The sequence below is a fragment of the Rathayibacter sp. AY1E8 genome, from assembly GCF_002931415.1.
GTDB lineage: Bacteria > Actinomycetota > Actinomycetes > Actinomycetales > Microbacteriaceae > Rathayibacter.
Genome location: NZ_PSVI01000001.1, coordinates 107,369 through 120,100 on the forward strand (window position 1 = coordinate 107,369; position 12,732 = coordinate 120,100).

A 12,732-nucleotide genomic window follows, 5' to 3' on the forward strand; every position below is an offset into this window, starting at 1 on the left:
TCCGTCCGTTGCGAACAGGAGCGTCCCCGCATGCCGACGTGGTTCCCGAGGAGCGGTGCCGCGGCGCTGCGCCCCCTGCGTCTGCTGGTCCGGAGGTCGCCGGCGGCCGTCTCGGTCGTCCTGGTCCTCCTGGCCGCGAGCGCGATCACGGGGACGCTCGTCGCCCCCGCGGGAGCCGAGACGACGGCCTGGTGGGCGGCGGGCCCGATGACGACCCTCGACGGCCGTCCGTGGACGGCCGTGACCGCCCTCCTGATCGCGGCGGACCCGCTGCAGCTGCTCCTGGACGTCGTGCTGGTGCTCCCGATGCTCCTCGCCGCGGAGCGCCGCCTCGGCTCGGCCCGCACCCTCCTCGCCTTCCTCGTGACCGGCGCCGTCGGGATCGTCGTCGGGTCCTCCGTGCAGTCGATCGGCGCTCTCGTCGGGGAGTGGTGGGCGGGCGACACCGTCGGCGACCACACCTTCGACCCGCTGATCGGCGCGGTCGGCGCCCTCATCGGCTCGACCGCCTTCATGGGCGCTCTGTGGCGTCGCAGGCTCCGGGTGACCGTCTTCGCCGTCGTGCTGATGTTCGTTCTCTACGCGGGCGACTCCGCCGACGCGTACCGGCTCCTCGGGGGCGGCGCGGGGCTCGTGCTCGGCGCGGTGCTCGCGCGGGGAGCGGCGGGGCTGCGTCCGCAGCGTCCGGCGCCGAGCTCGCACCGCGAGTCCCGGGGGCTGCTGGCGGCGGTCGTCGTCGTCACCGCGATCGGTCCGCTCGTCGCCGTCCTCTCGGACTCGGGCTACGGTCCGTTCTCGTTCCTCGGCCGACTGCTGCAGAGCGCCTTCACGGGGACGACGGACCTCGAGGACCCGTGCAGCCGCGCCCTCCGGCACTGCGCGCACCACGTGAAGCTGAGCCTGGTCGCCCCCGGGCCGATCCTGCTGACGTTCGTCCCGCTCCTCCTCCTGCTCGTCGCCGCCTACGGCCTGCGCTCCGGGCGCCGCTTGGGCCTGCTGCTGGCGGTCGGGGTGAACATCGCGATCGCGATCCTGGAGGTCTTCTCCCTCCAGCGCGCCGCCCGTCACCCCGAGTTCCTGTACTACGCCGAGTACCTGCTCTGGGTGGCGACGACGGTGCTGGTGCCGCTGGCCGTCGTGGCGATGCTCGTGTTCGGGAGGAGGCACTTCCGCATCCGCGCGCCCCGTGCCGCCGCGAGGCTCTGGACGCGGGTCGTCGCCATCGCCTTCGTCGTGTCCCTCGGCGGCTACCTGGCGCTCTCGGCCGGCGTGCGCACGAGCTTCGAGCCGCTCCTGGGCCTCGGGAGACTCCTCCTGGACGGGCTGCTGCGCTTCGTCCCGGTGAGCTTCCTCGGCGGCGCCGGACTGCTCGCCGTGCCGCGGGAGCCCGTCGCGCGGATCGTCTTCGAGTGGGTCGGCCCGGTGTTCTGGCTCGTGGTCGTCGTTGCGGTGGTCGCTCTGCTCCGGGCCACCGACGTGCAGCGGAACCGCGGCGACGAGGCGCGGTACCGCGCGCTCCTGTCCCTGCACGGCGCCGGCAGCCTCGGCCACCAGGGGACCTGGGAGGGCAACGCGCACTGGATCTCGGCCGACGGGACCGGCGGAGTCGCCTACCGGGTGATCGGCGGCGTGGCGATCACCCTCTCCGACCCGGCCTGCGCTCCGGAGCGGCGGGAGGACGTCGTGGCCGAGTTCGTGCGTTTCTGCGACGAGCGCAGCTGGACGCCCGTCTTCTACAGCATCCACGACGAGCTGCTCCCCGTCTTCGACCGGCTCGGCTGGTCGCGCCTCTCGGTCGGCGAGGAGACGATCATCGAGCTCTCCTCCTTCGAGCTCACCGGCAAGCGGTGGCAGAAGGTGCGCTACCCGCTCACGCGCGGCATCAAGCTGGGCATCGAGGCGCAGTGGACCAGCTGGCCCGAGCTCTCCCTCGGCATGGCCAACCAGATCGTCGACCTGTCGGAGCGCTGGGTCGCCGAGAAGGCGCTGCCCGAGATGGGCTTCACCCTCGGTGGGATCGACGAGGTCCGCGATCCCGACGTCGCCCTCCTGCTCGCGGTCGGACCGGACGGCGTGCTGCAGGGGGTGACGAGCTGGCTGCCCGTGCATCGGGAGGGGCGCGTGGTCGGCTGGACCCTCGACTTCATGCGCCGCTCCGACGACTCGATGCCCGGCATCATGGAGTTCCTCATCGCCTCCGCGGCGCTGCGCGTCAAGGAGGAGGGCGCCGAGTTCCTCTCGCTCTCGGGCGCACCGCTCGCCACCGCACCGGTCGAGGAGGGGGAGGAGCCTCCGGAGCCGACGGTCCTCTCGCGCCTGCTCGAGTTCCTCTCGCGGACGCTCGAGCCGGCCTACGGCTTCACGTCGCTGTTCCGCTTCAAGGCCAAGTTCCACCCGCGCTACGCGGGCCTCTGGATGACCTACGCCGACGCGCTGCAGCTGCCCCGGATCGGAGCCGCGCTGGGTCGCGCCTATCTGCCCGACCTCTCCGCCGCGCAGGCGCTGGCGTTCGCGCGGGTGGTCGGGGCGAAGCCGGAGGAGAAGCCGTCCGAGGCGTCCGCGGCGAAGCCGGATGCTCCGGCCGCCAGGGCAGGCGCTCCTGCGGCGAAGGCGGGTGCTCCGACAGCCGAGCCGGACGGTCCTGTGGTGAAGGCGGGTGGTCCTGCGGTGAAGGCGGGTGCTCCGGCTGCGAGGGCGGATGCCCGGGAAGCGGAGCCCGATTCCGCGACAGGGGAGCCGGGTGCTCCGGCCGCGGAGCCGGCCGCTCCCGTCGTGCGGCCCGATGCTCCCGCGGAGTCCGCTGCCCGACGGACCGGCCCCGGCTCCTCCGACTGATCGTTCCGCCCCTCCGCCCCGCGAGGAGGTGGGCGCAGCGGAACGCCGCGGCACGGACGGTCTCCCGTCTCCTGCCGCGGCGTCCGAGCAGGCCGGGTCAGAGCGGGATGTTGCCGTGCTTCTTCGCGGGCAGGTTGGCGCGCTTGGTGCGCAGCGCCCGCAGCGCCTTGATGACGGAGACACGCGTCGCCGAGGGTTCGATCACGCCGTCGAGCTCGCCGCGCTCGGCCGCGAGGAACGGGCTCGCGACGTTGTAGGTGTACTCGTTCGCCAGGCGCGTCCGGACGGCTGCGACGTCCTCACCGGCCTCCTCCGCCTTGCGGATCTCGTTGCGGTAGAGGATGTTCACCGCGCCCTGGCCGCCCATCACGGCGATCTCGGCGGTCGGCCACGCGAGGTTGATGTCGGCTCCCAGCTGCTTGGACCCCATCACGATGTACGCGCCGCCGTAGGCCTTGCGCAGGATGACCGTGACCAGCGGCACGGTCGCCTCGGCGTAGGCGTAGAGCAGCTTCGCGCCGCGGCGGATGACGCCGGTCCACTCCTGGTCGGTGCCGGGCAGGTAGCCCGGGACGTCGACCAGGGTCAGGATCGGCAGCGAGAACGCGTCGCAGAAGCGGACGAAGCGGGACGCCTTCTCGCCCGCCTCGATGTTCAGCGTGCCCGCCATGGCGCTCGGCTGGTTCGCGATGATGCCGACGGAGCGGCCCTCGACGCGGCCGAAGCCGATCATGATGTTCGGCGCGAACAGCGGCTGCACCTCGAGGAAGTCGCCCTCGTCGACGATGTGCTCGATGACGGTGCGCATGTCGTACGGCTGGTTCGGGCTGTCCGGGATGACCGTGTCGAGGAAGCGGTCCGCGTCGGTCGTCTCGAGATCGACCTCGGTCTCGAAGACGGGTACCGGCGACAGGTTGTTGTCCGGGAGGAAGGAGAGGAGCGTCCGCGCGTAGTCGAGCGCGTCGTTCTCGTCGCTCGCGAGGTAGTGCGAGACGCCCGAGATCTTGTTGTGGGTCAGCGCGCCGCCGAGCTCCTCCATGCCGACGTCCTCGCCGGTGACGGTCTTGATCACGTCGGGCCCGGTGACGAACATCTGGCTGGTCTTGTCGACCATGATCACGAAGTCGGTCAGGGCGGGTGAGTAGACCGCCCCTCCCGCGGCAGGGCCGCAGATGATCGAGATCTGGGGGATCACGCCGCTCGCCGCGGTGTTGCGGCGGAAGATCTCGCCGTACTTGCCGAGGGCGACCACGCCCTCCTGGATCCGTGCTCCGCCGGAGTCGAGGATGCCGATGATCGGGACGCCGGTCTTCAGGGCGAGGTCCATCACCTTGATGATCTTCTCGCCGGCCACCTCGCCGAGCGAGCCGCCGAAGATCGTGAAGTCCTGCGAGTACACGGCGACCTGGCGGCCGTGGATGGTGCCGGTCCCGGTGACGACGGCGTCGCCGTAGGGGCGCTTCTTCTCCATGCCGAAGGCGTGGGTGCGGTGGCGGACGAACTCGTCCAGCTCGACGAACGAACCCGGGTCGAGGAGGGTGTCGATCCGCTCCCGTGCGGTCATCTTGCCCTTGGCGTGCTGCTTCTCGATCGCCGCCTCGCCACTGGCCGTGACGGCCTCGTGGTAGCGGTTCCTGAGGTCCGCGATCTTCCCCGCGGTCGTGTACAGATCGGGCGCGGGACGTTCGGTGTTCGCGGTCACCCGCTCACCCTACCGGCGGGGCGGACGCCTCCTCTTGTCGTACTCGCACAGGGAGGGCCGCTCCCGACGGGAGGATCCGGACAAGGGCGGGCCGTCGCGCGCGGCGCTCGGAGCGGCCTCGCGGGAGCCGCCGCTACCGTGGCGGCATGCTCCTCCCGCTCTCCTTCGCCGTCTCCCCCCGCGTCCTCGCGCTCGAGTCGGCGGGGTCGACGAACGACGAGCTCCGCGAGCGGGCGGCCGCCGACCCCGCCGTGTGGCCGCACCTCTCCGTCGTCGCCACCGGCGACCAGCGCGCCGGGCGCGGCCGGCTGGGGCGCGTCTGGCAGGCGCCCGCGGGCCGCACGCTCGCGGCCTCGACTCTAGTCGACGCCTCCGCCCTCGGCGCCGAGGCCTCCGGCTGGCTGCCGCTCGTGGCCGGCGCCGCTCTCGCCCGGGCCCTCGCACCCCTCGTCGACGGGGACGTCGCCGTCAAGTGGCCCAACGACGTCCTGATCGACGGCCGGAAGGTCGCGGGGATCCTCGCCGAGCGTCTGCCGGACGGACGGGTCGTCGTCGGCACCGGTGTGAACCTGCTGCTGACGGAGGCGGAGCTGCCGGTCCCGACCGCCACCTCGCTCGCCCTCGCCGGAGCACGGACGACGAGCGCCGACGAGGTGCTCGCCGCGTTCCTGACCGAATTCCAGGGGCTGCTGGCTCCGCTGCTCGCCCAGGGCGACGCCGAGGCCTCCGGAGCGGCCGCCGCCGTCCGCGCCTCTTGCGGCACCCTCGGCACGCGCGTCCGTCTCGAACTGCCCGACGGCACGCAGGAGGAGGGGGCCGCCTCCGCACTCGCCCCGGACGGCTCGCTCCTGCTCGAGCAGGGCGGCGCGCTGCGCTCGTTCACGGCCGGCGACGTCACGCACCTGCGCTCCTGATGGCCAGGACCGACCCCGCCGACCGCGAGCTGGCGCGGCTGACCCCGCGCGCCCGCCGGGCGGTCGCACCGGTCGTCGGCCTCCTCCTGCTCACCTGGACGGGCTTCTACTTCGCCGCGCAGTTCGAGCTCGCCCTGCAGCGCTGGATCATCGGGCTCGGCACCGCACTTCTGGTGCTGCTCCTCTGCGCTCCCGGGATCGCGGGCTGGGCGAGCGTGCGCTACCGCGTCACCGCCTCCGGCCTCAGCGCGCGCCGGGGCGTGGCGTCGATCCGGCGGGCCGAGGTGGTCTTCGATCGGAGGATGGAGGTCGCGGTCGAGCGCTCCCTCGGCCAGCGCCTCGCCCGGTGCGGCGACGTCCGGATCCTGCAGGCGGGAGCCGAGGTGTTCGTGCTGCGGGACCTGCCGGATCCGGAGCTCACGGCCGACCTGCTGCGGGAGGCGATCGGCGCGGCTCCCGCTCTCGAGCCGGAGTGGCCGCCGCCCGCGTGAGCGCGTCGGGGCCTCGGTAGCATGGAGCCGCCCCGCGCCAGCGGGCGGAGACGGAGGAGCGCCATGCGCGTCGGCGTGATCGGGGGCGGCCAGCTCGCACGGATGATGATCCCCGCGGCGGTGGAGCTCGGCATCGAGATCGCCGTGCTCGCCGAGAGCGAGGGCGCCCCGGCGGGGCTCGCCGCGACACGGGTCGGCGACCACCGCGACGAGGCGACCGTGCTCGCCTTCGCCGAGACCGTGGACGTGGTGACGTTCGACCACGAGCACGTTCCCCAGCCGATCCTCCGCGAGCTCGTCGCCCGCGGCGTCGCCGTGCACCCCGGCCCCGACGCTCTGCTGTTCGCCCAGGACAAGCTGATGATGCGGCGCCGCCTGACCGAGCTCGGCGTGCCCGTGCCCGAGTGGGCCGAGGTCTCCTCCGCCGAGGAGCTGGGGGAGTTCCTGGCCGAGCACGGCGGCAGCGCCGTGGTGAAGACCGCGCGCGGCGGCTACGACGGCAAGGGCGTGCGCGTGGTGCGCGGCGCCCACGAGGCGGACGACTGGTTCACCGCCCTCGCCGAGGACGGCCGGGGCGGCTCGCTCCTGGTCGAGGAGCTGGTGGGCTTCCGCCGCGAGCTCGCGCAGCTCGTCGCCCGGCGTCCCTCCGGCGAGAGCATCCTCTGGCCGGTGGTGGAGTCGGTGCAGCGCGACGGCGTCTGCGCCGAGGTGATCGCTCCGGCCCCCGCGTCCGCCGGCCGGCTCGCATCAGCCGCGGCCGAGATCGCGCAGACGATCGCCGACAGCCTCGGGGTCACCGGCGTCCTGGCCGTCGAGCTGTTCGAGACGACGGACGACCGGATCCTGGTCAACGAGCTGGCCATGCGCCCGCACAACAGTGGCCACTGGACGATGGACGGATCGACCACGTCGCAGTTCGAGCAGCACCTGCGCGCGGTCCTCGACCTGCCGCTCGGCGCGACGGGCTGCCGCGATCCGTGGACCGTGATGGTCAACGTGCTCGGCGGCCCGGTGGGGGAGTCGCTGACCGACCGCTACCCGCGGGTGCTCGCCGATCACCCGGGCGTGAAGGTGCACAACTACGGCAAGGAGCCGCGACCGGGCCGCAAGGTCGGGCATGTGAACGCCACCGGCGACGACCTCGACCTCGTGGTCTACGAGGCTCGCGCGGCGGCGGCCGTTCTCACGGACTGACCCGTACGATGGTCGCCGTGACGAGCCTGCCGACCTCCCCGACCCCTGCCGGAGCCCTCTCGTGAGCGCGGACGCGCTCGTGAACGGGCCCGCGCCGCTCGTCGGCGTCGTGATGGGCTCGGACTCGGACTGGTCCGTCATGCAGGCGGCGTCCACCGTCCTCGCCGAGTTCGGCGTGGCGCACGAGGTCCGGGTCGTCTCCGCGCACCGCACCCCGGAGGCGATGATCGCGTACGGCCGCGAGGCCCGCGGCCGCGGCCTGAAGGTCGTCATCGCCGGAGCGGGCGGAGCCGCCCACCTCCCCGGCATGCTCGCCGCCGTGACCTCGCTCCCCGTCGTCGGAGTGCCGGTCCCGCTCGCCCGACTCGACGGGCTCGACTCCCTCCTCTCGATCGTGCAGATGCCGGCGGGCGTCCCCGTCGCCACCGTCTCCATCGGCGGAGCGCGGAACGCCGGACTGCTCGCGGTGAAGATCCTCGCGACGGCGGACGACGCCCTCTCCGCAGCGCTCGACGACTTCGCCGCCGACCTCGAGGTGCAGGTCGCCGCGAAGAACGACGCCCTGGTGGCGGGCCTGTGACGGCCGTCGCCCTGCCGCTGCGGCACCCGGACGTCGCCTCCCGCGCCTTCATGACGCGGCGGGCGTGGTGGCTGCTGATCGTCAACCTGCTGGTGCCCGGGTCCGCTCAGGTCCTCGCGGGCAACCGCCGGCTCGGGCGCCTGGGGCTCGGCTTCACCCTCGGGCTCTGGGTCGCCCTCCTGGTCGCGGTGCTCCTCTACTTCGTCTTCCCGACCGGCCTCTACACGCTCGCGACCTTCGACCTCTCGATGCTCGCGCTCCAGGCCGCGCTCGTCGTCTACGGGGTGGTCTGGGCCGTGCTGACGCTCGACACCCTCCGCCTGATCCGCGTCGTCCGGGTGCGCCCGCGGATGCGCGGAGTGCTCGCGTTCGCGACGATCGCGCTGATGGCGGTCTCGGTCGGCACCACCGCCTACGGCACCTACCTGCTCGGCGTGACCCGGGGGACGCTGTCGTCGATCTTCGGCGGTGGAGCGATCGAGCAGCCGATCGACGGCCGCTACAACGTGATGCTCCTCGGCGGCGACGCGGGAGAGGACCGCGACGGTCTGCGCCCCGACAGCATCTCGGTGGTCAGCATCGACGCGTCGAGCGGCAAGGCCTCGATCATCGGCGTCTCGCGCGAGTTCGTCGACTTCCCGTTCCCCGAGACCAGCCCGATGCACGAGCTCTACCCCGACGGCTACGACACCGACAACTGCGCCGTCGACGTCTGCAAGCTCAACTCGGTCTACACCGAGGTCGAGCTGAAGCACCCGGAGCTCTACCCCGACGCCGTCGACCACGGCAGCGAGCCCGGCATCGAGGCGATGCGCGACGCGGTCGAGGGCATCCTCGATCTGAGGATCCAGTACTACGCGCTGATCGACATGGAGGGCTTCGCCCAGCTGATCGATGCGCTCGGCGGCATCGACATCGACTACGTGGCCGACGAGCCGCTGCCCCTGGGCGGGCTGCCCGACTCCGACGGCGTGATGCAGGGCGTCAACCAGTGGATCGATCCCGGGCACTGGCACTTCAACGGCGAGCAGGCCCTCGCCTACGCCCGGTCTCGCTACACCACGAGCGACTACGACCGGATGGCGCGCCAGCGGCAGGTGCAGGAGGCGCTGCTCGCCCAGTTCGAGCCGGGCAACGTCCTCGCCAAGTTCCAGGACGTCGCGTCCGCCGGGTCCCAGGTCATCAAGACGGACGTCCCGCAGGGGATGCTCGGCTACTTCGTGCAGCTGGGGCTCAAGACGAAGTCGCAGCCGGTGGATCCGATCGAGCTGGTCCCGCCGGCCGTCGACCCGGAGGACCCGGACTACGACGTCGTGCACTCGCTGGTGAGCGCCGGACTGTCGGGCGACTCCGCGCCGTAGACGGCCGGGTGCCGCACGCCTCAGAGGTCGGCGTGCAGCGCCCAGACGCGCTCGGCGGAGTCGCGCCAGCTGAAGGCGCGGGAGCGGTCGCGGCCGGCCACCGACATCCGCTCGCGCAGCCCGGTGTCGGCGAGCACGCTGCTCATGGCGAGGGCGAGGCGGTCCGGGTAGTCCTTCGCGTCGCCGCGCTCGACGGCGACGCCGGCGTCCGCGGCGACCTCCATCAGCGCGGGGTCGTCGGAGTGCACCACCGGCACTCCGAAGTGCATCGCCTCGAGCACGGGCAGGCCGAAGCCCTCGGCGATGCTCGGGTAGACGAAGAGGGTGGCCCGGGAGAGGACGACGGCGAGGTCGGCGTCGCTGAGGACTCCCAGGGCGCGCACGCGCGTCTCGTCGAGGCCCTGCTCGTCGGCGACGGAGGCCACGTCGAGGTCGCCCCAGCCGGTCGGGCCGACCAGGAGCAGCGGGATCGCCGGCGCGGACGCTCCTCCGAAGGCCGCGATCAGCGAGACCAGGCCCTTGCGCGGCTCCAGCGTGCCGACGCTCAGCACGTACTCCGGGGGGAGGCCCAGCGCCGTGGCGCGCTCGTCGGCGTCCTCCGGGACGACCAGGCCGGAGCCGACGGCTCCGCCGATCACGCGCAGTCGATCGCCGAAGTCCATCAGCTGGGAGAGCTGGTGGGCGACCGCGTGAGTGGGGACGACGACGGCGTCCGCGTGCTTGCGGGCGCGCTTGGCCATCGCCCGGTGCCACTTCGCGCCGTGCGGGGTGAGGGTCTCGGGATGCGTCCACGGCACCGTGTCGTGGATCGTGACGGCGATCTGCTCGCCCTCGCTCCCGTCGTGGCTGCGCAGCGGGGCGAAGAGGCTCGGGGCGTGGATCATGCCGCCGCCGGCCGGGATGGCGATCCCGTACTGCCAGGCGCGCGAGAGCTCGCGGCGCCCGAGCGGCAGCCGGTGGATGCGCGCGAGGCCGGGCAGGCGCAGGCGCAGCTCCTCCTCCTTCTCGGGCGGGTGGGCGGAGACGACGGCCTCCACCTCGCAGTCGCGGGGAGCCGTCGCGATCAGCTCGCGGGTGAGCTCCTCGGTGTAGCGGCCGATGCCTCCGGGCACGCGGGCGAGCATCTGGTCGACGACGACGCGGAGAGTGGTGGTCACGGGGTCACCGCCTCGAGGGGTGCGGCGGCGAGCGCGTCCTGCCAGGAGCGCAGCGGCGGCAGGCCCGCCCGGCTCCAGCCGTCGTGTCCGAGGACCGAGTAGGCCGGACGCGGAGCGGGGCGGACGAACGAGCCGCTGTCGGTCGGGCGCAGGCGCTCGGGATCCAGGCCCGCCTTGGCGAAGACGGCACGGGCGAAGCCGAGCCAGGTCGTCTCGCCGGAGCTGGTGCCGTGGTAGACGCCGGCCGGGGCCTCCGCGTCGACCAGCTCGATCAGGCGCGCGGCGAGGTCGGCGGTCCAGGTGGGCTGGCCGTGCTGGTCGTTGACCACGGTCAGCGTCTCGTGCGCGCCCGCCAGTCGCACCATCGTCTTAGCGAAGTTGCCGCCGTGCTCGCCGTAGAGCCAGGCCGTGCGGACGACGTACCCGCGGTCCGGGTTGGCATCGAGCACCAGGCGCTCGCCCTCGGCCTTCGTGCGGCCGTAGGCCGAGATCGGGTTCCGGGGGTGGTCCTCGGAGTAGGGGGTCGTCGCGGAGCCGTCGAAGACGTAGTCGGTGGAGACCTGCACGAGTGCGGCTCCCGTCTCGGCGGTGGCGAGGGCGAGGTTGCGCGCTCCGACGGCGTTGACGCGGTGCGCCTCCTCCTCGTCGGTCTCGGCGTCGTCGACGCAGGTGTACGCGGCGCAGTTCACCACGGCGTCGTGTCCCGCGACGGCGGCGCGCACGGCGTCGAGGTCGGTCACGTCGAGGTCGGAGCGGCCGAGGGCGGTGCTGGGGCGGGAGCCGAGGGCCGCGCGCAGGTCGGTGCCGAGCATGCCGGAGGCGCCCGTGATGAGGAAGGTCACCTCCTCATCATGCCCGAGCGGTCCGTCGGCCGACGGTCGGCGCTCCGGCACGCCGCCGGGTGGCGCAGAGGGGCGTCGCGGGCCCGTGACACGCCGTCGTTAAACTGGCGACCGTGCAGATCCGAGAGCTCGACATCCCCGACGTCTACGAAGTGACTCCGCGCCAGTTCCCCGACGATCGCGGGGTCTTCTACGAGTTCTACCGCTTCGACCGCCTGGCCGAGAAGGTCGGGCACCCGCTCTCGCTGCGGCAGGGCAACACCTCCGTCTCGCGGCGCGGCACCGTCCGCGGCATCCACTTCGCGCAGATCCCGCCGTCGCAGGCCAAGTACGTCTCGTGCTTCTCCGGCGCGGTCCTCGACTACGTGATCGACGTGCGCGTCGGGTCGCCGACCTTCGGGCGCTGGGAGTCGATCCTGCTCGACGACGTCGACCGCCGCTCCGTCTACATCGCCGAGGGCGTCGCGCACGCCTTCGTGGCGCTGACCGAGGGCGCCGTGGTCTCGTACCTCGTGAACGCCACCTTCGACCCGGTGCGGGAGAAGGGGATCGACCCGCTCGACGAGCAGATCGGCCTGCGCTTCCCGGAGGAGGCCGGCGAGCTGCTCCTCTCACCGAAGGACACCGACGCACCGACGCTGACCGAGGCCGAGGCGCAGGGCCTGCTGCCGACCTGGGACGAGGCGCGGGCCTTCTACGCGGAGCTCGACTCCGCGTCCTGACCGCCGATCCGGCGGACGGGCCGCCCGGCGCCGGCCAGGCGGCACGCCCGACCGGACCGGATCAGCTCTTCGAGCGCAGGCGCATCAGCGCGACCCGGGCGCCCAGCCCGGCGCGCACCGCCGCACGGATCGGCGCCTGGTACCAGGCCCCGTACTTCTGCGCGAGGTAGAGGTAGGCGCTGCGGTGGTGGACCGCGAGCATCCGCGCCGAGGCCAGGCGGGTGGAGTGCCCGCCGAGGTGGGAGACGACCGCGTCGGCGAGGTAGACGTTGGTCCAGCCGCGCTGTCCGAGCGAGTCGCCCAGCTGGACGTCCTCGAAGTACATGAAGTAGCGGTCGTCGAACCCGCCGATCTCCTCGAAGGCCGTGCGGCGCACCATCACGCAGGCGCCGGAGAGCCAGCCCGCCTCCATCCGGCCGTGGCGGAGGGTCTCGACCGCGCGCGAGCGCCGGTAGGTCGCCGACCACGGGTTGCCGGGCCAGACGTGGGCGAAGACGGCGTGCCCGACGCCCGTGCCGAGCGAGGGCAGAGCGCGGGCGGAGGGGTAGATCGTGCCGTCGGAGTCGAGGATCCGGGGCCCGATCGAGCCGATCCGGTCGTCCGCCGTCGCGGCGGCGTAGAGGGCGTCGATCGAGCCGGGGAGGAAGACCGTGTCCGGGTTGGTCACCAGGATCCACTCCACTTCGGGCCCGAGGCGGTCGACCGCGTAGTTGACGGCCCGGCCGTAGCCGAGGTTCTGCCCGGTCTCGTGGAACTCGACGTGGGGCAGGCGCTCGACGACGCTGCGGACGGAGTCGTCCGTGGTCAGGTTGTCGACCACCACGATGCGCACGTCGTGCTCCGTCGCCTCCGGCACGGACTCGAGGCACGCGCGGAGGACCTCACCCGAGAAGTGGGTGACGACGACGACCGCGATGGGCAACGTCGAGCGGGC

The 12,732-nt window shown here is 73.0% G+C and carries 11 protein-coding genes; 7 read left to right on the forward strand and 4 right to left on the reverse strand.

Features of this window, described 5'->3' with window-relative positions; all coding sequences use genetic code 11:
• Positions 1–30 precede the first annotated feature (30 nt).
• Positions 31–2,835, forward strand: a complete 2,805-nt coding sequence (locus C5C74_RS00560) for a DUF2156 domain-containing protein (protein WP_181134630.1) — start codon at positions 31–33, stop codon at positions 2,833–2,835.
• Positions 2,836–2,932: 97 nt separating this feature from the next.
• Here the strand turns inward: C5C74_RS00560 and C5C74_RS00565 are convergent, their stop codons facing one another.
• Positions 2,933–4,537, reverse strand: a complete 1,605-nt coding sequence (locus C5C74_RS00565; RefSeq protein WP_104262424.1) for an acyl-CoA carboxylase subunit beta — start codon at positions 4,535–4,537, stop codon at positions 2,933–2,935.
• Positions 4,538–4,683: 146 nt separating this feature from the next.
• Here C5C74_RS00565 and C5C74_RS00570 point away from each other — a divergent pair, with 146 nt between their 5' ends.
• The 5 genes from C5C74_RS00570 (at position 4,684) to C5C74_RS00590 (ending at position 9,077) form a co-directional block, all read left to right on the forward strand.
• Positions 4,684–5,451, forward strand: a complete 768-nt coding sequence (locus C5C74_RS00570; RefSeq protein ID WP_104350782.1) for a biotin--[acetyl-CoA-carboxylase] ligase — start codon at positions 4,684–4,686, stop codon at positions 5,449–5,451.
• Complete coding sequence (locus tag C5C74_RS00575) at positions 5,451–5,942, forward strand: PH domain-containing protein (RefSeq protein ID WP_104272571.1); 492 nt, start codon at positions 5,451–5,453, stop codon at positions 5,940–5,942. Before C5C74_RS00570 ends, C5C74_RS00575 begins: the two co-directional genes overlap by 1 nt.
• A 63-nt stretch (positions 5,943–6,005) precedes the next feature.
• Positions 6,006–7,136 (forward strand): 5-(carboxyamino)imidazole ribonucleotide synthase, encoded by a 1,131-nt coding sequence (locus tag C5C74_RS00580; protein WP_104246679.1) that lies wholly within the window; start codon positions 6,006–6,008, stop codon positions 7,134–7,136.
• 112 nt (positions 7,137–7,248) lie between these two features.
• Positions 7,249–7,716, forward strand: a complete 468-nt coding sequence (gene purE, locus C5C74_RS00585) for a 5-(carboxyamino)imidazole ribonucleotide mutase (protein WP_104246749.1) — start codon at positions 7,249–7,251, stop codon at positions 7,714–7,716.
• On the forward strand, positions 7,713–9,077 hold the full coding sequence (locus tag C5C74_RS00590; RefSeq protein ID WP_258062765.1) for an LCP family protein: 1,365 nt from the start codon (positions 7,713–7,715) through the stop codon (positions 9,075–9,077). Before purE ends, C5C74_RS00590 begins: the two co-directional genes overlap by 4 nt.
• Positions 9,078–9,097: 20 nt before the next feature.
• On the opposite strand, the gene C5C74_RS00595 is transcribed toward C5C74_RS00590, so the two are convergent.
• Together C5C74_RS00595 and rfbD are read right to left on the reverse strand one after the other, a co-directional pair.
• Positions 9,098–10,234: a glycosyltransferase family 1 protein gene (locus tag C5C74_RS00595; protein ID WP_244229467.1), complete on the reverse strand. Its 1,137-nt coding sequence runs from the start codon at positions 10,232–10,234 to the stop codon at positions 9,098–9,100.
• Positions 10,231–11,076, reverse strand: a complete 846-nt coding sequence (gene rfbD, locus C5C74_RS00600; RefSeq protein WP_104350783.1) for a dTDP-4-dehydrorhamnose reductase — start codon at positions 11,074–11,076, stop codon at positions 10,231–10,233. Before rfbD ends, C5C74_RS00595 begins: the two co-directional genes overlap by 4 nt.
• A 113-nt stretch (positions 11,077–11,189) precedes the next feature.
• On the opposite strand from rfbD, the gene C5C74_RS00605 reads away from it, so the two are divergent.
• A complete protein-coding gene (locus tag C5C74_RS00605) occupies positions 11,190–11,798 on the forward strand; it encodes a dTDP-4-dehydrorhamnose 3,5-epimerase family protein (protein ID WP_104350784.1) in 609 nt (202 codons plus the stop codon).
• 61 nt (positions 11,799–11,859) lie between these two features.
• On the opposite strand, the gene C5C74_RS00610 is transcribed toward C5C74_RS00605, so the two are convergent.
• Positions 11,860–12,720, reverse strand: coding sequence for a glycosyltransferase family 2 protein (locus C5C74_RS00610; RefSeq protein WP_258061235.1), 861 nt, complete (start codon positions 12,718–12,720; stop codon positions 11,860–11,862).
• Between the last annotated feature and the right edge of the window lie 12 nt (positions 12,721–12,732).